Annotated in this window: 32 protein-coding genes and 1 pseudogene; 23 read left to right on the plus strand and 10 right to left on the minus strand. The window is 37.2% G+C overall.

Annotation, left to right across the window (positions count from 1 at the left end; translation table 11 throughout):
* Positions 1-106 precede the first annotated feature (106 nt).
* Complete coding sequence (locus tag KVT27_RS06145; RefSeq protein WP_036125262.1) at positions 107-547, plus strand: GNAT family N-acetyltransferase; 441 nt, start codon at positions 107-109, stop codon at positions 545-547.
* 86 nt (positions 548-633) lie between these two features.
* On the opposite strand, the gene KVT27_RS06150 is transcribed toward KVT27_RS06145, so the two are convergent.
* Complete coding sequence (locus tag KVT27_RS06150) at positions 634-1,317, minus strand: class I SAM-dependent methyltransferase (protein WP_217580940.1); 684 nt, start codon at positions 1,315-1,317, stop codon at positions 634-636.
* Positions 1,318-1,547: 230 nt separating this feature from the next.
* On the opposite strand from KVT27_RS06150, the gene KVT27_RS06155 reads away from it, so the two are divergent.
* The 5 genes from KVT27_RS06155 (at position 1,548) to KVT27_RS26595 (ending at position 3,775) form a co-directional block, all read left to right on the plus strand.
* The gene (locus KVT27_RS06155; RefSeq protein WP_217580941.1) at positions 1,548-2,147 is read left to right on the plus strand and encodes a CPBP family intramembrane glutamic endopeptidase; all 600 of its coding nucleotides are present in this window, start codon (positions 1,548-1,550) and stop codon (positions 2,145-2,147) included.
* 71 nt (positions 2,148-2,218) lie between these two features.
* On the plus strand, positions 2,219-2,404 hold the full coding sequence (locus KVT27_RS06160; protein ID WP_036125271.1) for a helix-hairpin-helix domain-containing protein: 186 nt from the start codon (positions 2,219-2,221) through the stop codon (positions 2,402-2,404).
* Entirely contained in the window at positions 2,397-2,564 is a 168-nt protein-coding gene (locus KVT27_RS06165) for a hypothetical protein (protein ID WP_008175876.1), read from the plus strand. The genes KVT27_RS06160 and KVT27_RS06165 overlap by 8 nt, the downstream gene beginning before the upstream one ends.
* 8 nt (positions 2,565-2,572) lie before the next feature.
* The gene (locus KVT27_RS06170; RefSeq protein WP_036146206.1) at positions 2,573-3,205 is read left to right on the plus strand and encodes a hypothetical protein; all 633 of its coding nucleotides are present in this window, start codon (positions 2,573-2,575) and stop codon (positions 3,203-3,205) included.
* A gap of 330 nt (positions 3,206-3,535) precedes the next feature.
* Positions 3,536-3,775 (plus strand): RNHCP domain-containing protein, encoded by a 240-nt coding sequence (locus KVT27_RS26595; RefSeq protein WP_225316218.1) that lies wholly within the window; start codon positions 3,536-3,538, stop codon positions 3,773-3,775.
* A 79-nt stretch (positions 3,776-3,854) separates the two neighbouring features.
* Here the strand turns inward: KVT27_RS26595 and KVT27_RS06180 are convergent, their stop codons facing one another.
* Complete coding sequence (locus KVT27_RS06180) at positions 3,855-4,352, minus strand: DUF1648 domain-containing protein (protein ID WP_217580942.1); 498 nt, start codon at positions 4,350-4,352, stop codon at positions 3,855-3,857.
* Positions 4,353-4,444: 92 nt separating this feature from the next.
* On the opposite strand from KVT27_RS06180, the gene KVT27_RS06185 reads away from it, so the two are divergent.
* Together KVT27_RS06185 and KVT27_RS06190 are read left to right on the plus strand one after the other, a co-directional pair.
* Positions 4,445-5,185 (plus strand): sulfite exporter TauE/SafE family protein, encoded by a 741-nt coding sequence (locus KVT27_RS06185; RefSeq protein ID WP_217581360.1) that lies wholly within the window; start codon positions 4,445-4,447, stop codon positions 5,183-5,185.
* 12 nt (positions 5,186-5,197) lie between these two features.
* Positions 5,198-6,145: a PD-(D/E)XK nuclease family protein gene (locus KVT27_RS06190; protein WP_217580943.1), complete on the plus strand. Its 948-nt coding sequence runs from the start codon at positions 5,198-5,200 to the stop codon at positions 6,143-6,145.
* A 24-nt stretch (positions 6,146-6,169) separates the two neighbouring features.
* Here KVT27_RS06190 and KVT27_RS06195 read toward each other — a convergent pair whose 3' ends face one another.
* Positions 6,170-6,349 carry a tyrosine-type recombinase/integrase gene (locus tag KVT27_RS06195; RefSeq protein WP_256448877.1) on the minus strand — a complete coding sequence of 60 codons (180 nt, stop codon included), beginning with the start codon at positions 6,347-6,349 and terminating at the stop codon, positions 6,170-6,172.
* Between the two features lie 159 nt (positions 6,350-6,508).
* Between KVT27_RS06195 and KVT27_RS27485 the strand changes: the two are divergent.
* Positions 6,509-6,733 (plus strand): annotated as a pseudogene (locus tag KVT27_RS27485) (hypothetical protein); the annotation flags it as partial.
* Positions 6,734-7,221: 488 nt separating this feature from the next.
* Here the strand turns inward: KVT27_RS27485 and KVT27_RS06205 are convergent.
* Positions 7,222-7,776, minus strand: coding sequence for a hypothetical protein (locus KVT27_RS06205; protein ID WP_036146197.1), 555 nt, complete (start codon positions 7,774-7,776; stop codon positions 7,222-7,224).
* Positions 7,777-7,900: 124 nt separating this feature from the next.
* Here KVT27_RS06205 and KVT27_RS06210 point away from each other — a divergent pair, with 124 nt between their 5' ends.
* The 7 genes from KVT27_RS06210 to KVT27_RS06235 all read left to right on the plus strand — a co-directional run bounded on the left by KVT27_RS06210 (position 7,901) and on the right by KVT27_RS06235 (position 12,327).
* Positions 7,901-8,107: a hypothetical protein gene (locus tag KVT27_RS06210; RefSeq protein ID WP_036146195.1), complete on the plus strand. Its 207-nt coding sequence runs from the start codon at positions 7,901-7,903 to the stop codon at positions 8,105-8,107.
* Between the two features lie 374 nt (positions 8,108-8,481).
* Positions 8,482-9,135, plus strand: a complete 654-nt coding sequence (locus tag KVT27_RS06215) for a hypothetical protein (RefSeq protein ID WP_150907744.1) — start codon at positions 8,482-8,484, stop codon at positions 9,133-9,135.
* Positions 9,136-9,307: 172 nt separating this feature from the next.
* The gene (locus KVT27_RS06220) at positions 9,308-9,568 is read left to right on the plus strand and encodes a hypothetical protein (RefSeq protein ID WP_052059773.1); all 261 of its coding nucleotides are present in this window, start codon (positions 9,308-9,310) and stop codon (positions 9,566-9,568) included.
* Between the two features lie 184 nt (positions 9,569-9,752).
* The gene (locus KVT27_RS27010) at positions 9,753-9,884 is read left to right on the plus strand and encodes a hypothetical protein (protein ID WP_255350109.1); all 132 of its coding nucleotides are present in this window, start codon (positions 9,753-9,755) and stop codon (positions 9,882-9,884) included.
* Between the two features lie 140 nt (positions 9,885-10,024).
* On the plus strand, positions 10,025-10,177 hold the full coding sequence (locus KVT27_RS06225) for a hypothetical protein (protein ID WP_200878313.1): 153 nt from the start codon (positions 10,025-10,027) through the stop codon (positions 10,175-10,177).
* Between the two features lie 215 nt (positions 10,178-10,392).
* Positions 10,393-11,556, plus strand: a complete 1,164-nt coding sequence (locus tag KVT27_RS06230) for an MFS transporter (protein ID WP_217580945.1) — start codon at positions 10,393-10,395, stop codon at positions 11,554-11,556.
* A gap of 111 nt (positions 11,557-11,667) precedes the next feature.
* Complete coding sequence (locus tag KVT27_RS06235; protein ID WP_217581362.1) at positions 11,668-12,327, plus strand: MBL fold metallo-hydrolase; 660 nt, start codon at positions 11,668-11,670, stop codon at positions 12,325-12,327.
* A gap of 36 nt (positions 12,328-12,363) precedes the next feature.
* On the opposite strand, the gene KVT27_RS06240 is transcribed toward KVT27_RS06235, so the two are convergent.
* Both KVT27_RS06240 and KVT27_RS06245 read right to left on the minus strand, forming a co-directional pair.
* On the minus strand, positions 12,364-13,530 hold the full coding sequence (locus KVT27_RS06240; RefSeq protein ID WP_217580946.1) for a Ger(x)C family spore germination protein: 1,167 nt from the start codon (positions 13,528-13,530) through the stop codon (positions 12,364-12,366).
* Between the two features lie 138 nt (positions 13,531-13,668).
* A complete protein-coding gene (locus tag KVT27_RS06245; RefSeq protein WP_008175890.1) occupies positions 13,669-13,914 on the minus strand; it encodes a YkuS family protein in 246 nt (81 codons plus the stop codon).
* A gap of 266 nt (positions 13,915-14,180) precedes the next feature.
* Between KVT27_RS06245 and KVT27_RS06250 the strand changes: the two genes are divergently transcribed.
* On the plus strand, positions 14,181-14,372 hold the full coding sequence (locus tag KVT27_RS06250) for a transmembrane Fragile-X-F protein (RefSeq protein WP_217580947.1): 192 nt from the start codon (positions 14,181-14,183) through the stop codon (positions 14,370-14,372).
* Between the two features lie 55 nt (positions 14,373-14,427).
* Here the strand turns inward: KVT27_RS06250 and KVT27_RS06255 are convergent, their stop codons facing one another.
* Entirely contained in the window at positions 14,428-15,003 is a 576-nt protein-coding gene (locus KVT27_RS06255) for an LOG family protein (RefSeq protein WP_036125280.1), read from the minus strand.
* Between the two features lie 80 nt (positions 15,004-15,083).
* Between KVT27_RS06255 and KVT27_RS06260 the strand changes: the two genes are divergently transcribed.
* Together KVT27_RS06260 and KVT27_RS06265 are read left to right on the plus strand one after the other, a co-directional pair.
* Positions 15,084-15,401 (plus strand): MazG nucleotide pyrophosphohydrolase domain-containing protein, encoded by a 318-nt coding sequence (locus KVT27_RS06260; RefSeq protein ID WP_008175899.1) that lies wholly within the window; start codon positions 15,084-15,086, stop codon positions 15,399-15,401.
* Positions 15,402-15,479: 78 nt separating this feature from the next.
* The gene (locus KVT27_RS06265) at positions 15,480-15,875 is read left to right on the plus strand and encodes a GNAT family N-acetyltransferase (RefSeq protein ID WP_233301151.1); all 396 of its coding nucleotides are present in this window, start codon (positions 15,480-15,482) and stop codon (positions 15,873-15,875) included.
* Between the two features lie 16 nt (positions 15,876-15,891).
* Here the strand turns inward: KVT27_RS06265 and KVT27_RS06270 are convergent, their stop codons facing one another.
* Positions 15,892-16,344 (minus strand): NUDIX domain-containing protein, encoded by a 453-nt coding sequence (locus KVT27_RS06270; RefSeq protein ID WP_036125283.1) that lies wholly within the window; start codon positions 16,342-16,344, stop codon positions 15,892-15,894.
* Positions 16,345-16,440: 96 nt separating this feature from the next.
* Here KVT27_RS06270 and KVT27_RS06275 point away from each other — a divergent pair, with 96 nt between their 5' ends.
* Positions 16,441-16,938, plus strand: coding sequence for a hypothetical protein (locus KVT27_RS06275; protein ID WP_191967740.1), 498 nt, complete (start codon positions 16,441-16,443; stop codon positions 16,936-16,938).
* 70 nt (positions 16,939-17,008) lie between these two features.
* Here the strand turns inward: KVT27_RS06275 and KVT27_RS06280 are convergent, their stop codons facing one another.
* A complete protein-coding gene (locus KVT27_RS06280; protein ID WP_217580948.1) occupies positions 17,009-18,181 on the minus strand; it encodes a multidrug effflux MFS transporter in 1,173 nt (390 codons plus the stop codon).
* A gap of 369 nt (positions 18,182-18,550) precedes the next feature.
* On the opposite strand from KVT27_RS06280, the gene KVT27_RS06285 reads away from it, so the two are divergent.
* The 3 genes from KVT27_RS06285 to KVT27_RS06295 all read left to right on the plus strand — a co-directional run bounded on the left by KVT27_RS06285 (position 18,551) and on the right by KVT27_RS06295 (position 20,317).
* Positions 18,551-19,090 carry a GNAT family N-acetyltransferase gene (locus KVT27_RS06285; protein WP_217580949.1) on the plus strand — a complete coding sequence of 180 codons (540 nt, stop codon included), beginning with the start codon at positions 18,551-18,553 and terminating at the stop codon, positions 19,088-19,090.
* A 129-nt stretch (positions 19,091-19,219) separates the two neighbouring features.
* Complete coding sequence (locus tag KVT27_RS06290) at positions 19,220-19,450, plus strand: hypothetical protein (protein ID WP_254636057.1); 231 nt, start codon at positions 19,220-19,222, stop codon at positions 19,448-19,450.
* Positions 19,451-19,741: 291 nt separating this feature from the next.
* Positions 19,742-20,317 carry a dihydrofolate reductase family protein gene (locus KVT27_RS06295; RefSeq protein WP_208704378.1) on the plus strand — a complete coding sequence of 192 codons (576 nt, stop codon included), beginning with the start codon at positions 19,742-19,744 and terminating at the stop codon, positions 20,315-20,317.
* Positions 20,318-20,719: 402 nt separating this feature from the next.
* Here the strand turns inward: KVT27_RS06295 and KVT27_RS06300 are convergent, their stop codons facing one another.
* A complete protein-coding gene (locus tag KVT27_RS06300; protein ID WP_036125296.1) occupies positions 20,720-21,376 on the minus strand; it encodes a hypothetical protein in 657 nt (218 codons plus the stop codon).
* Positions 21,377-21,517 lie beyond the last annotated feature (141 nt).

Raw genomic sequence — 21,517 nt, forward strand, 5'->3', positions numbered from 1 at the left:
CACCTCTTCGACATGTTGAAATGTTTGGAACTGTCACTTTTGAAATGTCAGATAATCTACTACCATCATACTAGAATGATAAATAAATTGAAATGGGGAGTGGAATATGAATATTTGTACTGTGACACAGGCAACAATTAGGGAAGTGGTCCCGTTATTTAATGCCTATCGTGAGTTTTATGGACAACCGACTGATTTAATACAAGCCGAGCAGTTTATCCAAGAACGTGTGGAAAAGGAGCAATCCATTATTTTTCTCGCATATTTGGATGGGGAAGCAGTAGGTTTTGCGCAGTTATTTCCTATCTTTTCTTCCGTAGCTATGAAAAAGGCATTTATTTTAAATGATTTATTTGTGGCTGGATATGCCAGAAAACAAGGGGTGGCCAAAGCATTAATTGACCAATGCTACGTCTATTGCCAGCAGGAGAACGCTCGTTACATGATGCTCGAAACAGCCAAGGACAATGTCAGTGCACAAAAGCTCTATGAAAAAGTAGGAATGACCATAGATGATCATGTGTATTATTACAGTATTTATTGGTGAAAAACGGCGCTGTCATTTTTGTATGAATTCTATAATTCACTTGTTGAAAGACCCCGCCATTTGAGCTAAATGGCGGGGTCTTACGGTTAGGCGTGACTCATCCAGCCAGCAAAAAGACCTGAACTGAAAAAGCGCGTAATCTGTTTAAATCCAGCCTCCTTCAATAATTCTTGAATGGCCTGATCGGATAGGAAAGAGATATTCATAATGACTTTTCCCATATCTTCGACTTTTGCTTTTTTATATCCAGCCTCTAAAAAGAAGCTTTGCCAGATTTTAATGCGATCTTGCAGTTCGTCACTATTACGATCACCGTAGGCACAAGCTAGGACAAAAGGTTTGCCGGGCTTTAATTGCGCATGAATGTTGTGCAGTAAGTTAAGTTTTTGCTGTCTATCTTCAATAAAATGCAGCACAAGGATACAGCTAGCCGCATCATAGGTGAATGGAGAGGAGGGCAAGGTATCAATGGTTCCTGAGAGAAGCTGAACTCGATTTTCAATAGCTAATTGCTGTGCTTTAAACTGAGCAATTTGCAGCATCTCTTCAGACGGGTCTATACCTGTAAATGTCCAGTTTGGATTAGATGGTCCCCATGCGGATAGCTCATTACCGCCCCCAGCTCCTACAATTAGCAGGGAAGTTTCTTGCTCACCTAAATGAGCTCGGAAATAGGCTTGTGTCATGGTGAACAGGGTGTCATAAGCTGGTACAGAGATACGAGTACTTTGCTCATAAATGCGAGCCTTCTCTAATAAATTTGTATTCATAGTCACGACCTCCAATGTATATTGCGTATATTATAGACCTTAATTGTCTGTAATTGAGTATATATGAAATTTAACCGAAGCACAACAAAGAAATCTTATCCTATTATAATTAAAGTAAAACGATTAATATTTAATATTAAAGAATAATAATTTAATGATTATCATTAAATTATTATTGAATTTAATAGCACTTTCTTCTACACTTAACGTAATGAATAGGGGGAGAAAATATGATTAATGCAATTGTGCAAGTGATGTTATTTTCAGTCATACCGTTTGTTTGGTGGAGTTTTACAGCTAAAAAGGAACAAACTTTTCTCGAATGGTTAGGATTTCATAGGCCAGTTATTATCAATAAGGGGAAATATGCCATATTGTATATGCTTGCTATTGTTGTATTAGTGGTGCCTAATTTCGCTCTCGTCTTTTTTTACATGGATAATTCCATATTAGCGTCCCATCAATTTGCTGGCCTTTGCTTATCGGGGATTATACCGGCTCTTCTGTATGCGATGATTCAGACTGGCTTATCAGAGGAGCTTTTGTTCCGTGGTTTTTTACTGAAAAGGCTGGCAAAGTCAATTGGTTTCCAGGTCGGAAATTTGCTACAAAGCCTCGTTTTTGGCTGTATCCATGGGGCTATGTTATGGACGGTATTACCATTTCCAATCATCTTGTTAGTTGTACTATCTACCGGGCTAGCAGGCTATGTGTTGGGATGGATGAATGAGCGAGTTAGCGGGGGCTCCATCATGACGAGCTGGAGTATTCATAGTTTGACTAATTTAATGACTGCTTGCTTTTCCATGTTTCAAATTCTATCTTTTTGACTTATTTGCATTTCTTTGCCGTCACTTGCATAATAGGGCAGAGAAGATTTTTCGTGAAGGGAAGTGCAAACATGACAGAATGGCCAAAGGGAGTAGCTAAACCTGCAATTCGTGCATTACAAGCAGCAGGCTATACACAATTGAAACAGCTGGAAAACGTTGACCTTTCCACTTTAGCTCATTTACATGGAATGGGACCAAAAGCACTTGCCGCGATTGAGGCGGCATTCAAAGAAAGTAGGGAGCCACGTGAATAAGCTGACATTATTTTTACTGGCAATGGTGGTCTATTATATAGTCGTTGTCTTCCTCATCAGTAAGCTTTTTATCATTCCTATCATGAAAGTAATGGCACTTGTCTTCTTTATAGGAGCGGGTTTCATCTTTTCACGTAAGATGCGCAGGAAATTGCAGTAGGAGGCATTATGAAAATTGTTCAATTAACAGTCATTTATTTAGCCATTATTTTGCTGGCTATGGTGCTATCTTTATCAGGTGTTCGGCTATCCTTTTCACTCGGAATAATCGCTGTGTTCGTGGTAGCTATTATTTATCGTCATGTACATATTTTATATCGAACAAACAATATGGAACTTGTAGATAAATGGGTGAAGCGCCGTCAAAAAGAACCAATATTTGCGGCTCTGTATGCATCCGCTTATGGGACGGTAGATGAACAGATTCGTGCTATCGATGCCATCATCCACCATTATAAACAGCCAGCCATCAAATATAATTATCTATTTACGAAAGCTATTATGGAGAAAAATCTTGGAGCGGCAAAGGCTGCTGCCCAGCAAATTAATAAGGAGCCATTGTCAAGCTATGCCCTATGCTATATTGCAGCGATGGAAGGTCGAACGGCTGCTATGAGAAGTGACAAGCTGACACAGCCCTGGATGCAACCCGCTGTAGAGGCAGTATTTGCTCATAGTCAAAAAAATCAAGAATTATTCCGCCAATGGGCTGATGCTAGCATCGAACAAGCGCGTGGTGTACAAAAATACGGTTTGATACATAATTTTAGACAAATGGAAAGAGAATTGGGTAGTGAATAACTATTTAGTATAGGGGACGAATGCCTAAGCTAGTGATGATCAATGAGCACCGACTAGTGGAAGGTGGAGAGGTCCGTCTTACAGTGATTGATACTATTATCTAAAGTCAATCGTGGTTCGGATAAGGAGATGAAATAAGCTCTTTTGAAGGTGGAACTAGAAGTAATCGTTTTGTAGAACAAAACGGTGAATGGGTTAAATCATGATCAAAGCCTAATACTATTTTTATAGAAAAACAAAACGGAACCCTTTGTCCAAAGATGAAAAATTCATCTTGGAGGAAGAACAATTGAGCAGAAAAACTGAAAATACAGCCTTTCATTGTGAACAGTGTGGGTTAGACGTGACACCATTAAACAATGGCAGTTTCCGCAATCATTGCCACATTGTTTATATTTAAAGCATCTAGATATTGTACCTGGTGATAGAGCCAATCCATGTAAAGGGTTAATGAAACCTATTACTATTGTTTATTCATCTAAAAAAGGGTATCCACTTGTACATCAATGTACAAAATGTGGTCACCTGTCACGCAATAAAGTAGCTATGGATTGCACACAAGAGGATTAACTTATGCTATTTATGCAATCTATATAGTCGTTTCATGTTTGTAAGACGTATTAAAGAGCAACTCTTTAATACGTCTTTTTTAACCCTTTTTATTCAATAAAATGCCTCGTACGATCCCCATACTGAAAATACCAAAGAGCAAGAACAGAAAAAGATATGCATGCCATTGTTGTAAAATGCGATCGCGTCCCAATGCAATCGTAAGGTCGTTGAAAAGGGAGTAAGTAAAGTACAATAAAATACTATTTTTTATGAGACAAAATGTGATGATGCCATTTTGACGCTGGCTATGGGACAGCGGCGGTTTATTTTTTCTCATCATAGGATAGGCGGCTTTTATCTCTAAATAGTGTAAAAGTAAAAATAGCATGAGTGCGATAAATGGTAAATAAAAAATAGCAATTTTTGGCCCAAACTGTGCATGGTCACTTGTAAAGCTTTGTAAAACGGGAATCGTTGCAGGAAGCTTTCGATATTGAATTAGTGTAGCTGTGAAGCCAGCTAAAAAAATGGTGGCCACGATGACCGTCAGCTGGTGACAAAAGCGTGGTGTTGGTGTTTTTTGTTGTGTTTGCATCCTTGCCCCTCATTTCCATCATCATTCAAAATTACAATCTGTTATACTGTATCATAGAATGATTGCTTTTGTGAGAGAGAAAGAAGGATATGATGGAATACTTGTTATTTTTATTCATTGGCATCATTGGGAATGTCATTGGAACGTTAGTGGGTGGCGGTGGACTCATCACCTTGCCAACGATGATGTTAATGGGGGTGCCTGTCCATTCTGCAATTGGGGCTAATAAAGTATCCAATATGGTAAGTGCATTTTCGAGCTTTTATACGATCTATAAACGTAAGGAATTAGCATGGTCAGAAATGAGACCGGTCTTATTGGTATCCCTAATTGGTGGAACATTGGGTGGACTTTTTGCTTCATTTATGAGTAGTCAAGCATTGACGTTTATCGCCATCATTTTACTAGGCTTTGCGTTAATGATGTCCTTTATGGGTGGGGCAGATTTTGGCGATAAGGAACTCTTTATGATGAATCGAAAAAATGGTCCAATCCTCCTTGGGGTTGGTTTTTATGATGGTATGTTTGGGCCTGGCAGTAGTACACTAGCCCTTTATACATATGCGCATGAGAAAATTTCTTATATTAAAGCAGTAGGACTCTCAAGGGTAGGGGTATTTGCCATGTGCTCAGGAGCAGCGATTACCTATATTGCTACGGGGAAAATTGAATGGCCATTGACGTTGATTTTAATGGTAGGTTCTACAATTGGTGCGCAAATTGGTATTGTTTTAGCAAGAAAGGTGAACGCAAATCAAGTCAAACTGCTACTTCGTATTGTAACTATAGTTTTGATCGTACAGCTTGTCTATGATTTTATCCAACAGCTATAGGAGGCGATTGTCGTGTTTGAAATTACACCGTACCCTACGTTTTCATGGTCATTATCACGTCATAAAACGCTAACAAGCTGTGCCCGTAAATATGGCTATGAATATTATTTTTCCCATAACGGGTGGCTAAGCTACAATGTGGAGCCTTATCATCAACTTGTGTATCGTTTAAAAAAACTACAACCCATGCCTATTTTATTTGGGCAAATTGTTCACCGTTTTATTGAACAGGCTATTAATGATTATTTACAAACAGGGAAGCCCCCCACATTAGAGGAGCTGATTCATTGGGCTCGAGGACAGCTAAATGCGGCTTTTATTGATTCTACTCGCCATCTTGAATCATGGAGGCAAAAACCCAATAAATATTATATGATGCAGGAAATTTACTATACTGGCAAACTTCCAACCGACTTAATACAGGACTATAAAGAACGAATTAAGCTTGTTTTTGAGCATTTTTTGATGAGTGAAACATTTCAACAAATTACGTCACAAAGAGGCTCTTTACGAATTGGGGAGCCCGAACAATTTCGCTCAATGAAAATCAATGAAATCCAAGTGTTCGTTGTAATGGATTTTCATTATTTTAATGAGCTAACAGATAAATGGGTAATTGTAGACTGGAAGACGGGGGGCGAGTCAGATGATGATCGCCAGCAATTAGCCCTCTATGCCTATTATGTCCAGCAAAAATATCGGGTACCACTTGAGCAAATCGAGGTCTATAATGAATATTTACTAACCGGAAAACGGAAGAAATATAGCTTCTCTGATTTTGATATGGACAATATTTTACATACATTTCAGTATAGTGTTTTAGAGATGAAAAAGTATCAAGCCGATATTTTTTCTAACGAGCCTGTGGAACTGGAAGATTTCGAACAAACACAAGAAAAATGGCATTGTCGAGGATGTAATTTTAGAGAATTATGTGCGCAAAAGTATGATGAAAAATAGAGCAAGTGACCAAAAAGTGACCAATTAATTTAAATCATCGAAATGGTCGCTTGCTTCATTTTTATCCTTTTTGGTTAAATGACTGTATGTGTTAATTGTCATTTTTATATCCGAGTGACCTAGTTGCTCCTGTATTATCTTAAAATTTACATTCCGACTGACCATAAATGAGGCATATGAATGTCGTAAAGCGTGAAAATTCAACTTTGGTAGGATAGTGCTAAATCGCTAGCTGAATGATCATCATTGATTAGATTGCCATTGTATAAGCTGCGTATCTCATCACCGTTTTTACTACGGAACATCTTCTGCCAAAGTGATTCATTGGATAGTTTGATTTCATCCTTTTCAAACTCAGCCAAGCGAGTCGATGGCGAAATGGCTCAAGCGAATAATCGTAGAACATGGTCCACGTTTGCAACGGCAGTCAAATTCTATCTAGAAGGCGATTATGACGGTATTGGCTTTGTATTTAGTAGGCAAGACAACTATATAGGCATTGATATAGATAAGTGTGTTGTGGAAGGTAAGCCAAACACTTTCGCAACGGAGATCATTGATACATTAGACAGCTACAGAGTTTTCTCCATCTGGTATGATCCTGTAATTCAAAATAATGTTGATTTAACATTAGAAATTTATACAGAATCTGAAAGAGAGTGGATAAAGGTAAATAATTGGAAGTTTATTTTAAATCCATTCGTGTGGGACGATTTGACAAGTGGAAGTTCTTATACTATAAAACCTGAATATCATCTCCCGATAGAAGAAAGTGTGTATCCTAAAGATTTACACAAATATACAGGAAGTAAAGAACCAATAACTAAATCAGATTAAATGGAACCATCTTATTTGAATTATAAGGATTAAATAATTGCTTGAGTTGATACATTTTTTCGAATTGAATATTTAATTTATTTTACTGACCACTCATTAAGAGAGTGGTCTATTTTTGTATGTATAAAATAAAAGAAAGACCGCCTAATTATGGCGGTCAGATGGTAACAAATGTTTTAATCTTCATTTATGAATCTGTCAATACAGCACTATTCAAGATACATTATGGAAGAGGAATTTTATTTTGTATATTTTATTGTGAGTGTAGAAAAATCTCTTCTAGGAATTATACTTAATGTATTAGGGCCATCTGCATACATATGTGCCCATCCCATTCCTTTTCCTGCATAAGCCTGTTCCTTAACTATATCAAAGTTTGCTGCACCTCCAGCAAATTGCATTAAAATTGCTGGTGCTATTGCGATTTTACTTAAAGTTATGAATCCAGTAATAAGAAAAGTCCATCCTAACGTATTTGATTGTTTGTCTACGTATTCCACATAATCTCTTAATTGTTTATTTGTTAGGTAGCCTTGTTCTTTTATGTAATATCCAGTTTGTATAGTCATAGTAGCACGTGGTTGCACGCTAAAACTTTGTAAACCGTTATTATCATGGATATACGTTTCTAACGGCAAGTAAGTTAAATTTTCTTCTTGAGAAAAGTTTTCAGTTGATGGTATCTCATTTGTTAAATCAGTATTATTCTCCGCAGCCTGTGCTGTAAATGTTGAAGCGAGTGGACTTATAGAAAGTACTAGTGCAGAAGATAGAAAAAATGGTTTTTTTAACATATGAATTACTCCTTTTGTTAATATAGTATTATACTGGTTAAGTACAAGTAATATATTACCATAATTATATTTTTTTTCAAATTAGTTTGATTCTAAATCAAAAACAGTTGGAGGTTATTGTGAATTGAAAAAGTTTATTATTCTTAATTTTTTATTTTTATTTTTAATTGGATCTGTAATTAGTTATTATGGGATTTATGTTTCTAGAGACGATTGGAGCTTCCACATTAGCTCAATAGGTGGGGCATTAATGGGATATAGTATATATGTAAGTTTAAAATTATATTTTCACGTTTATAAAAGAATGGCAAAAGAGAGTATTAAAAATTAATAATGAAACATGTGCTTAACAACATAAAAAGACCACTCCGTGATGGGTGGTCTTAATTAATTATTCATAAAAACAAGCGACTTCGAGTGACTAAAAAGTGACCCCAAATGAGTTTTAGTAACAGTTGGTGATTAATAAAGAAATACAATGATTGAAAATCGTTAATAAATAAAGCTTTTGATTTACACTGAAACTTTATGAAAGTTATAGTTAAGTATCAAGCCGATATTTTTTCTAACGAGCCTGTGGAACTGGAAGATTTCGAACAAACACAAGAAAAATGGCATTGTCGAGGATGTAATTTTAGAGAATTATGTGCGCAAAAATAGAAATGGAGCATCGCCTATTTCCATTTCTACAAGAGGAGGGAGAATATGATAAGAAATAAAGTGGCACTTGTTACGTCCATGATTCTTTTAGGAATTTGTATGTGTTTATTTTTCCCATTTCCTAATTATCAAATGGTGAATGCACGAGTTTCCTTTATGTCGTTCCCTATCCTCACTGATGAGGGCTATGTGCTGCTTGGGTTATTTGGTTCAGCTCTCTTTATCCTTGCTTTGATTTTACTTGTCAAGGGTCTGAAAAAATATCACCTCCTATCAATGGGTGTAGTGCTAATCACCTTTGCCTTATTACCGATTCTTCTGATGACCATCTATCAAGAGACTTTCGCTCGTGGCATTATGGCGATTTCCTATACTGAGAATGGCGAATGCCAATTTGATGTAGTAAGCAAAGATATATTACAAGGAGAATGTCATCTTGAATTACAAAATCGAAGTAATGAAGCGGTGTCATTTGAGCTAGAGTTTTTAGATGATCATTTAACGGGTAGTGGACAGCGTATCGAGTCTCTGATGAATGTAGCTGGCCCTTATTATGTGACGATTGAGCCTAATCGTAAAAAGTTCATTCGTATAAAGGAATTACTTGATTTATCTGACATGCCCAATCATATTCAAGGAGGCGGTTCGTCGTTTATACATATTAAAATAATCGACGGGGAGACTGCACGAATTTTATAAAAAGGTATTCAAGGAACTGAGCTTTAAAACAGTTGAAGTGTAGGTAGGAGTAGCTTATGAGTTGCATTCGCAGCTCTTTTTTTATTGAACTTCTGAACCGTTTAGTTGCATAAGATATGAGATGTTCTATGTTAAAATAATGGAAAAAAGAACCTGAAGGGGTGAAGTAATTGTGTTGAGAAAATATTTAAGTATGCTTTCATTGTTATTATTTTCTTTGTTCATTATCTTTGCTTTTATTACCCCCATTGTCGTGAATGGAACCTCTGAAATAGGGGATATTGTGGTCATTTCGTTAATAATAGCATCATTTCTAGCTGCCCTTTTTAGTCAAAAGGGGAAGCTAAAAATATTGGCTTTAATTGTTTCCTTGATTCCTGTGCTTTTACTAGTAGGGTTCATGTTACTTCCGCTATTTTACTTACTAGAGTAATGAACGGGTATATTCCTTTTATTTAGTCGAGATACAGGTTGCTTTTTCTTATTTAAATGAAAGTACTAGGTATAAAGATGTCTCTATTTTTTCCGCTAGTATAAAATCTAGTTATTAAACATATATAAGATAAGCAGCCAGTAGAGTGTACAATACCTTTTAAGAATCATAAAGGGGGATGAAAATGGATAAACAATTAACCATGTTTGAACTTTTGATAACTCCTATGAAAAAAACGCCAGATGATCGTTTGAAAAGTGTTGAAAAGCAAAATGTAGTGGCACCACGTAAGGTGGGGTATATTGTACACAGATAAGGAACTATTCACCCAACATCACATGATAGTTGTATCAGGTAACCCTAAAATGAATGGGAGAGCAGAAAACTGAATTTGCTTTTTTGATTATTTTGTATTAAATTATAATGTATTGATATTTCGAAAGGAGGCAAAAAGTTATGGAAACTGTTTTCAGAATGGCTGCAATTGAAGTAAAAACATTTTTACAATTAGCTGATTTCAATTCAACGGGACCAGTCTGTCGTTTTTTAGAAAAACTTCATATAGAATTCAGCAACCGAAAGCTTTTTGCCTTTGTATTTAATAGATAAAGAAGAACCTTTATGTTTGTTCTTTTTAAATACTGTATGCATGTTATGACGCCGGTTAGCTGGCGTCTTTTTGTGTTGTTAAAGAAGAATAATTGAAAATAAAGCTTTTGAAAGGGTGAGACGATTGCTTAAAAAGTTAAGGCAATTTAGGAATGTTTCAGTGTGCCAAGCGCTTCTAATTTAAAAAAAATTAATTAGAAGCGAGGAATTTTAGCATGCAAAAACAAAGAATTTTTACTTCAGCATTTCTTTTTTTATTTAGTAGTAACTTTTTAACTTTTATAGGGTTTGAAATGTTACTACCTATTTTACCAGCCTATTTAATTAGCATACATGCTTCTACTTTTCAGGTAGGGTTGGTGACTACAGTATTTACAATAGGCGCTATTATCATTAGACCTTTTGTAGGCTATTATTTAGTCGATAACAATAGAAAAGGTTTAGCTATTGGTGCGGGGATTGCGTTATTAATGATTACCATTATGTATCCCTTTTTGAGCACAATCTGGCTCTTCCTACTATTACGGTTTTTCCATGGAGTAACATGGGGAGTGTCAACAACTGCGAATAGTACAATGGCGGTGGATTTAATTCCAAAAACCAGATTAGGTGAAGGGATAGGCTATTTTTCTATTTCAACAACAGTGGGAGCTATCATCGCCCCTAGCTTAGGCATCCTAATCTATCATTCTTTTTCTTTCCAACTATTAATCTATTCTTCCGTCATTCTTTGCCTTTTGGCAGTGATAGCTCTTCAATTTGTGTCTTCTGCTGAACCGGTTAAGCATGAGAAGCAGCCATTTCGATTTATGGAAGCGATTTTCGAACGAGAAGTATGGTTTCAAGCATTACTGACTGTTATGACAACGCTTGGCTTTGGTGCAATTATTACCTTCCTTGTGCTATATGGCGAACAAAGAGGGTTAGATCAAATTTTTTTATTTTTCCTAATCAATGCGATTGTTTCCACTTTACTACGTCCATTTACAGGAAAATGGTTTGATAAAACAGGGCCGTGGTCAATTATCATTGTGTCAGCAGTGGTAGGGTTTTTATCGTTGATTGTGTTATCGTACGCGACAAATAATGGGATGCTTATTATCGCAGCCATCCTTTTCGGCGCGGGCTATGGAACCGTTATGCCTTGTTTACAAACATGGACTGTACAAAAAGTAAGTGAGGCAAAAAGTGGTGCAGCGAATGCCACATTTCTTTCTAGTTTTGATATTGGAGTGGGCATTAGCGCCTTCATCTTAGGGCTGCTAGCTGAATGGATTAGTTTAGAGATGATTTTCCGTGTTGTTAGTATAAGCTTTCTTCTTGTTGCTCTGTTTGTTTATAAAGATGCTAAGAGAACGAGAAAAAATAATCATATGTAGACAATAAAATTTTAAGTCGATGATAGGGATGGCAGGAAAATTTAGGCTGAAAGCAGAAGCTAAAAGAGGATCACTATTATCTTTTCATGTTTGGCAAAGGGGGCGAATGCTATAGAAATATCAAAAGGTGTAAAGGTACTGGAACTGAACTATCAAGGGTTTATTATTCATCCAACGCTTTTGTGGGACCAAGATATGGCTGTGTTAATAGACGCAGGTTTTCCTGGACAAATGGAGGAATTGCGAGAGGCGATGGCACAGGTTGGTGTTTCTTTGGACCAGCTAAGGGCGGTCATTCTCACGCATCAGGATGTGGATCATATTGGGTGCTTGCCGGAATTAATACAGACATGTGGACAGCATATACGAGTATATGCGCATACACTGGAGCAACCGTATATTCAAGGGGAGCTACCATTATTAAAAGATGCGCACTTAGAAAATCCACCAATGGGACGAGTGGATGTGACCTTGAGTGATGGTGAAGAATTACCTTTTTGTGGAGGCATTCAAATCATCCATACACCTGGACATACGCCGGGCCATCTCAGTCTTTATTTGACACAAAGTAAAATATTAATTGCCGGTGACTCCCTATACAGTGTAGAGGGCCATATTGCGGGTATCCATGAACCGTCTGTATTAGATTTAGCGAAAGCTCAGGAGTCTTTACAGAAATACCTAGACCTCGAGATCGAAACGGTTGTTTGCTATCATGGAGGAATAAGTAGAGGAGCTGTCCTTGATCAGCTTCATCAAGTATTATTATAAACAAGAGACCACTCCTAATAGGGGTGGTCGTTTTTATTATTCGGTAATTGTTTCTTCAAACGATTTTCGCCCAGGGCTTACTTTGTTAATATGAATATCGATTTTACTAATGGATTCCTTAGTTAAAGGGATTTTGCCATCCTTCTGTATTTTTTTCCATACCTTTACATTTTCGCGATAGAGATATTCTGACAATCGATAGACGTCCGCATCTATGTTTAAGCCTGCCTCAAAAGTAGCTATAATTTCTTTTTTAACTTCACTCTCTACTTTTTTTCTGACCTGGCTCGCTGTCACTTTTCCTTTAAAGCCATTCAAAATGGTGTTAAATTTTAAATACACTTCAAATTTTACTTGATTGTTTTGAACAATTGGTTTGACATTGACATCTAATTTTTTAATATCAACCGTTAAGTAGTCACGTTCCTCTGTATTGTCCAATTTTACCGTAATTTCTCCTTGCTTCGTTGCATCATTCATCCATTCAATTCCTCGTGCTGTATTGCCTTTAATAAAGCCTTTGAAGGTGTTCTTTGATAGTATACCGACACCCGCAAAAACAGTTTCAGTGCGAGATTCCTTGGCTGTTTCCCAGTCTTGATTGATGGAAATGAATGGGACCTTCATTTCATGATTCGGCTCATTTAAACCAATGACTAGCTGTCTCAAGTTCACCGGCTCTACAAATGATTCTTGTTTCGAAGTATTTTTAGGATTACTCAGCTTGGTCGCAGTCGGTGATTTTTCAAGAATAGGAGATACTAATAAAACTTCCTCGATGGGGTCTTGTGTACAATAGACCCAAATATGATATCTTGTTTCTCGAAAGCGTAGAAACGTGTCGATAATGGGAATAGCATGCTCACTTTCCATTGCTTTTTCTGAGAAAAGGAGAAAGGTCATATGTCCCCAAAAAACTTCTTGATCCATTGAACGATACAATTTATAGATAGCTTCTTCAATTGTTTTTCCTGTAGCTTTTCCGACTTCAGTTGGTGCAGCTTGTGGATTCGATTGTTCTGTTTTTGCTACATTGGCAAAGTTCATAAGTTGGATGTACGCTATATATTCATTATCCTTATAATCAACCCCAACACCTTGCACATAATACATCCGTTGGGGTTCTGTTACATCCCAACAGCCTGACATGAGAAGTGTAGTCGTAAGCATTAAAATTACAAGCATGATATTTTTTTGGCTCATATATCTCCCTACTTTTTAAAGTTCCTATTATTTATTTTGTACAACTAATAGGTGTATTATAAGTAGATATTATAAGTATGTAAGGAAAACCATTTAAGAAAGTGCTGCTCGCCATGTTTTCGCGACAGCACTTCATGCTTAATGGAAATATTTTTCGACACGTTGAACGACGTCATTAGCTGAAAGCCCATTCGCATCAATGACAGGACCTTCGATAACTGGATCACTAATCCCCATGACGTCTCGGTCTTGGCCCGTAATGATGCAGGCATCACATTTTTTGGCATCCTCTTCATTGCGAAGCTGGATGACTTCATAGCCTTTCGCTTTTAAAGCCTCTTCAATATTAGATAATGATTCTTCAACACCAATAATTCTCGACATATTTGTCCACCTCCTACAAGTAATGTGCCATTTCATGTTGCGCATTATTCATATTATTTTTTTGAAGGTGGGTAATGATTGTACAAGTAGAATGGTTGCTAATAATTCGTCTGTTAACAATTCGACAACTTTAAGCTTTGGCTGGAAATGCAAATTCTGCTTTTATTAAAGGTGCAAACTCACTTTTTACAAAAATAGGATACATTGAACTTTCTACTGTTGCATGATTTCCCTATACATAGTCTACAGACAAAGGTGGTGAAGAGGTGGGCATTGCAGAAGTATTGACTGTTGTTTTGGTTCTATTAAAGCTAATGGATGTTATTACTTGGTCATGGTGGCTTGTTTTATTACCGGCCATAGTATCATTTAGCTTGTATATAATCATAATTGTGGTGAAGCTCATCATGGTATTGGTAGCTGTACTTGTGGTAAAAAAACGAGATGCGACGAAATAAAAAGAAGCGGTGGTAAGATCAGTCGAGTAGGACTAAGACTAATCTTACCAACTGATCATTTGCTTAGCTCGTAGGTTTTTATAGCTGGAGGAACAAAGCTTTGACATTGATCTAAAAGCGCTGCCGCATTTCCATCAACGATTAACGCTTCTCGGTATTGTGCTTTTAAAAATTGTTCCTGTTGCATATGATCAAAAAATGAAATTAATAAATCAAAATACTGTTCAATATTGAAAATGGCACAAGGTTTTTGGATGAGGCCGATTTGATTCCAAGTAAACACTTCGAAAAATTCCTCTAATGTACCAGGACCACCAGGTAGGGCAATAAAGCCATCTGCTAGTTCCATCATTTTACTTTTGCGTTCATGCATCGTGTTGACAACGATCAATTCTGTTAACTGCTGATGCGCAATTTCACGCTCCTCTAATAAGGTTGGAATCACGCCAATAACTTTTCCACCTTCTTGTAGCACAGTATCGGCTACTGTTGCCATAATGCCAACGCTTGCCCCACCATAAATAAGGGTAATTTGACGTTTGGCTAGCTCTTTCCCAAGTTGAATTGCGCCTTCACGATAGGCGTCTGAAGCGCCGATGCTAGATCCGCAAAATACTGCGATACTGTTCATTGTTGATTCCTCCATATCTGATGAGATTCTTTTATAGTATAATTTAATTTGAATAGGAAAGAAATGGAGGAAGGGCAAAAATGGAATTAAATGAGTTCCAACATTGGGTGAAGGACTACTATGAAAGCCGTGGGTGGTCAGAGCTTAACATATTTACACGAATTGGCTTTTTAGCAGAAGAAACAGGCGAAGTTGCTAGAGCTATACGAGCATTAGAAATTGGCCGAGATCGACCTGATGAAATTACACAATCATATGAGGAAAATAAGCAAGAGCTGATGGAAGAGTTAGGTGATGTTATAGGGAATATTATTGTCATTGCCAATCAATATGATATACCACTTGAGGAAATTTTCGTGGCGCATCAAGACAAACTTTTGAAGCGTTATCAGGATTAGGAGGAGCCCCATATCGATACGCATATTTCAATTTTATATGAGCAGCATGATGATTTTGCGAATTTTTTAAGTGAAAAAATTCGTAGCTTTAATAATGAGCATTCTCTTCACCATCGGGAAAGTAGGCAGAAAGGAGCCGTTCGTCCTCTCCATTTGATCGTTACTGATCAACACCAGCAATGGGTTGGGGGTTTGACCGCAGAAGTGTATTGGGGATGGGTGGAAATACATAAGTTTTGGTTTCATGAAGAGTATCGAGGAAAAGGCTTGGGCAGTAAGTTGCTGGCACAGGCTGAAATAGCTGCACAGGAAATGGGTGCTAACAAGGCTTTGCTTACCACCTATTCGTTCCAAGCTCGTACGTTTTATGAGGAAAGAGGCTATCAAGTGGTGGGAGAAATAAAAGATTATCCGCCTGGCAGTAGCTATTATACAATGGTAAAACCATTTGATGCTGAAGAAGGCTGTCTATAAAAATAGGCAGCCTTTGCTAATTGATGTCACCTAAATAAATAGTTGTTTCTAGCCCTTGCACATATCGCTGAAGTTGTGGAATTAATGCTTTCGGATAAAGTTGGAACTCATGGAGCTTTGTCACTGAGACCCATTCAGTCCCAATTTGGTGACTATCTGGGTTAGAGGGTTGGTGCAATTGTTCATGGAGCTGGCATAGAAAATAATACTCTACTTGATGAACATCTGCATCAAAGGCAGCATGCTCATGATTTTTTCCAATATATTCGCGGATAAAAAGAAGTTCTCCAATATGGACAGAGGCACCAATTTCCTCGAGGCATTCTCGTTGAAGTGTCGCATGAAATGTTTCACCATGCTCCTGTCCGCCTCCTGGACAAATATAAAAATATTCCTCTGTAACTTTATTTTTAATCAGCAATATTTCACCATCCACGAGGATGATGGCTTTGACAGAGTTTCTTATCATAGGAGCCTCCCTAGGTTTGTTAATTTTTTATGATTATGACTAAAACGCTTCATGAATGTCTACCTTAATAAAAAGGGGAGATGAAGCGTGTATTCAATGTCCAATTTTAAAATACTTGTTGAAAAACAGACTGAGATTGATACAATTTATCAAAATTGTGATGATTTAATCCAATCAACGGTCACGCCGAAACTAGATGCTGAGGTCGATCAGTTTCTACAGCTCGTTGAACAACATTTGACAGAGCAAGGCTTTAACATTACGCAAACTTCAACAGGCCTAATCGCCCATTTTCATAAGGCGGTCATTAATATCGATAAACATTCTAAGCATTTGGAACAATGCTTTTTTATCAATTTAAATAGCTATGCAGAGGATCAGGTGTCAATTGTGTTAGACATCTCACCTATTATGCTGCCTAAAATTTCAAATCAGCTAGATGGCTATACGGATATTATTGAGCAAATGACGGATAAGCTAAAGCAAGCTAAAAGTCTGGAGAAAGCCTGTACGAATCCTAAATTCCTTTATAAAACACAAAGTAATAAAGTGTTTCAATCCGCACAGGAAGTGGTGGAACACTATTTTCAATAAAAGGAGAAGCCACCCTCAGCAAACAGGGTGGCATTTTTGTTTAATTAGATAAGATGCCCGCTAGCATCCATTATCGAATATATTTTTTTGTACTAATCCACATCATGATCGTTAACACCAAGAAATAAAGAGGCATCGTCAGCAAGGATTCATTGTGAAGCAAACTCATACCAGATGTGATCACACTGACAAGCAAGTAATAGCCGAGACTAAAGATGGCTCCTGCTGTCCCAATGACGTCCTGAAAGTCTACCAATGCTAGACTTAAACAATTAGGAAGGGCAATGCCCGAGCCTAGCAGCAAGATAAAAACGGTAACCATGATGCTCATGGCTAGCATACTAATAGGCAATGGTAAAGTACAGACAATCATTAAAAGGAAAGCGCCCATCAACATCACGGAACAACCTATATAAATAATTTGTTGAGGTGGATGCGTGGTGATAAGTCGCTTAGAGATCATCGCTCCTAAAATCGAGGCCAATGCTACGATGATGCCAAGAAACCCATAGAGACCAGGCGTCATCTGAAAGTGACCAATGAAAATAAAAGGTGCCTCCGCATAATAGCTAAATAGCACACCGTTAATGCCCCCAATGAGCAAACCATAGACAAGAACGGTTGGCGAAGCAAAAATGCGTTTGACGACTGGCCAAATCGCTATTCTTTGCCTAGCTGCTGGTTGCGTTGTTTCAGGTAGTCTGGCATAGGCATAGATGAACAACCCTATACTCATGACCACAAGGACAAAAAATACTGCCCGAAAGCCGAGTGCTTGATCCACCCAGCCCCCAATTAAAGGTCCAACCGCAGGAGTAAACGCAATGACTGCGGAAATTTGTGCGAACATACCATGTCGTCTATTACCGCTTACACTTTCGCGTAAAATGGTCTGCGTAATAATAGAGCCAGTAGCAGCACCGAATGCTTGAATAAAACGACTGCTTATTAGAATGGAGATAGTGTCCGCGTAAAAACATAATGCGCTCCCTATTCCATAAAAAACTAAACCGCCTAACATGGCAGGTCTACGGCCAATAATATCAGAAATCCATCCCCAGCAAAAAACACCTAATGCAAATCCAATAAAATAGATGCTTAAGGTTAATTGGACAGAGCTATTGGATACACCAAGTGTATCTGCAATGTCCGGTAGAGATGGTGTATAAATGGTTTCACTAATTTGTGGGAACGCCACAAGAACAATCATTAACAATAAAGATGGTACTGCCTGTTTTTTCAACATATTGCCCTCCTACAAGCAAATTCTACTTTGTTCGTTACAAGTAGAAAGCGTAGCTAGGGAACCGGCGGGACCATTATTAGAATACGTTCATAAGATAGCATGTTGAAATCACCTTTATATGCTTTAAGTAGGAGTGCATAGTCAGCTTTCTATTATAAACTATTTTATAATTTTTATATAGTAATAATTGCTATTTCTATTAAAATTTAAGAGAAATAACTTGTACAGAAAATGGAAATTTCATAAGATGGAATAAATATGTTTTCTCCAATAGGTAGATGAAATGGGAAAGCACATCATGACCAGTGAGCAAGACGCCATTATGCTTGATGGTTAAGGATAAGAAATGGTGAAGGGGGAAGACAGATGTTTCCAATGTTAGAAACGGATCGACTTAGGTTAAGAGAACTGACGCAGGCTGATGTAGCTGCCATTTTTCATTGCCTTTCAAATGAGGAGGTCACACGCTATTATGGGCAGGAGCCTTTTATAGAAAAACAACAGGCTGAACAGTTAATCCAACTTTTTGACAAAAACTACGAGGAAAAAAGAGGTATACGGTGGGGTATTGAGCTTAAAGAAACAGGGGAAGTCATGGGTACGATTGGTTATCATTTATGGTCTGCCCCCCATAAACGAGCGGAAATCGGCTATGAAATCCATCCAGATTACTGGCGTAAGGGGTACACAAAAGAAGCCATTCAGCAAGTAATCAACTATGGCTTTGAACACATGAATTTACAGCGTATTGGAGCTGTCGTGTATTTAGAAAATGAAGCATCCAATCAGCTGCTGCTGAAGCTAGGGTTTCAGCAAGAGGGAATTCTAAGAGACTATATGGTGCAAAAGGAAAAAGCATATGATACGTTTATCTATTCTTTATTAAAAAAAGAACAGCCACAATAACTTCAATTAAATTAGAATCAGTGAGAAATCGAAAGAACAGTTTGTTCATCTATTGGATGTTTCATGGAATACAAATGAATACTTCAAATAGGGATTGATATGTAACGATTTCTGGAGGTGATGCTAAACATGTTTGATACAATTGTAGTCATTATGTTAGCAATACCATTATATGGGGTATTAATTTGGAGTTATTTCTACCCTCAAGAAAGCTTATTATGGGAAAAGCGATGGATGTACAAAGAAGAACCAGAAATAGCAGATGGTGCAATTCGTTATATAAAAGTTGCATCTTTCATCAGTATGATCGGATTGACGCTAGTTTTCATTATTTTAATACTAACTCAATTTAGAAGGTGATTCTTCGTTGGGATTGTTATGTGGATGAATAGCTTTGTAGAGGTAGCATATTGATAATAAAGAATCTATAAAGAATGTCAAAAGGCTTAAATTGATAGCAACTCTCAACAATCGGGTGCTTTCCTGAATAAGGAAAGTGTTTTTTATAAAGGGCCAAATTGTTTAGTAAGAAATTTTGCAATCTAGAAGAAATTATTGATTCTTGTGTGTGCTATACTTGACTTTGCACATAACATTAATGAAAACTGCAAAGTAAAATGTGACACCCTCATGAACAAAGGAGAACTGAAAATGAGAAAACTTGTTCTATTTCTGCACGCATCTCTTGACGGTTTTGTAGAAGGGCCAAACGGTGAAATGGACATTGGCTGGGTTTCCTACGATTCTGATTTGGAGAAACACGCGAAAGAGATTCTGAATACTGCCGACACTGTCATTTGGGGACGTGGGACTTATCAGATGATGCACAGTTACTGGCCATCTGTGCCTTCAAACCCATCAGCTTCGGAGTATGAACTGAATCATGCCGAGTGGATCGAAAAGACAGCCAAAATCGTTTTTTCCACGACGCTGGAGAAAGTCGAATGGAACAATTCCAGACTGGTGAAAGAAGATGTCGAGGAAGAGATCAAGAACCTCAAACAGGAGCCAGGCAAGGATATGGTCATTCTAGGAAGTCCTAGATTCGCACACTACCTTATGCAGCTTGATTTAATTGATGAGTATAAAATTACGGTTTCTCCCGTCCTGGTCGGCAGCGGGTTGCCGTTATTCCAAGGTCTCAAGGAGAAGGTCAATCTTAAACTTATCGAAAACAAGACATTTGATTCTGGAGCCATAGGTCTCGTTTACCAGACGGGTAGATGACCTTGTACTTAAAATAGATTAAGCTAACTTTTTAAACCAACCTCAATTCCTTTTTAAGTAACAGGGGAACAATGGAAATTGTAATTGTATTATCTTGAAATCCAGTCTTCCATATAAGGGCGCGATTCTGTAACAAGAATCAGCGCTCGTTTTTATTAAAGGGCCTTATTGTGGAGCAATACCACCCAAAAAATATTCTTATGCACCGACCTAGATAATTGTGTTTAAAGGACAGTCTAGCTTACATACTAAGCTAACTAACGTTTGATAAAATACATTACCAAGTAACTTCATAGAAGAAACTTAGGTAATGCATTTCGTGAGTATGTCTATTTAGTAAACAATCGTATATGGTTGTTAATATCTTTTTCTGAAAAGGACTGTTGTAAAATAGTATTTACCTCACTTCAAACCGTGGTTAGCTTTTTTTAACTGTAACAAGAAATCGTCTTTCGTGTTAGTACTTTGTACATCTTTCATATAAAACAAAATGGAGCTGCTATCGGCAGGTTCCCGCATGTCTTCGACGACCACATAGGTAATGGGAGCGCCACTTTGTTTTATTAAATTTTGCAATTCAAAGAAACGGTCCAATTCATTTTTTTCAAAGGTAGCCATTTCAATTGGAGTAGCAGTATATAAATAAAGAGCATGCTTTTTCGTTTCATCCGAAAAACGTATGCTGATCTCCTTATTAGTATAGTCTGGACCTTGAAACCCGAGGTCTTCAATAGCTGTAATCACTTTATCCAATTTGTGCAATGCTTTATCCGCTTCCAAGGCACTTGCATAATTATCTGTTATCGTATCTGAATAAGGATCTAGTATAATTTTGAATTCTAAATGTTGATGATTTTTTGGAAAGACAACGTATTCATAATCAGAACCAATCCCTGTTCTATATAATTGTTTAATCTCTACATCATAGCCATATGTATCTTCTGCATACTTTTTAATTTTGCGTTTTTCAGAATAGTCACTAAAATATAACGCGATACTTGCGATCAATAATACAAAAACCCCAAGTATAGTTAAAAGAACTTTTATAAAGGTTTTCATTCTTTCACTCCGTGCTTTAAGCATATTTATTGTAGTTTAACAATATATTTTTGATTTTATCAAAATATCTTGGTAGTAAGAATGAGTCTTTAAGCCTAATGAATTATTTGTTTGGGTTGATTCATTTTGTGGTTCCATGTT

Source organism: Lysinibacillus sp. GbtcB16, assembly GCF_019091145.1.
GTDB classification, from domain to species: Bacteria; Bacillota; Bacilli; order Bacillales_A; family Planococcaceae; genus Lysinibacillus; species Lysinibacillus fusiformis.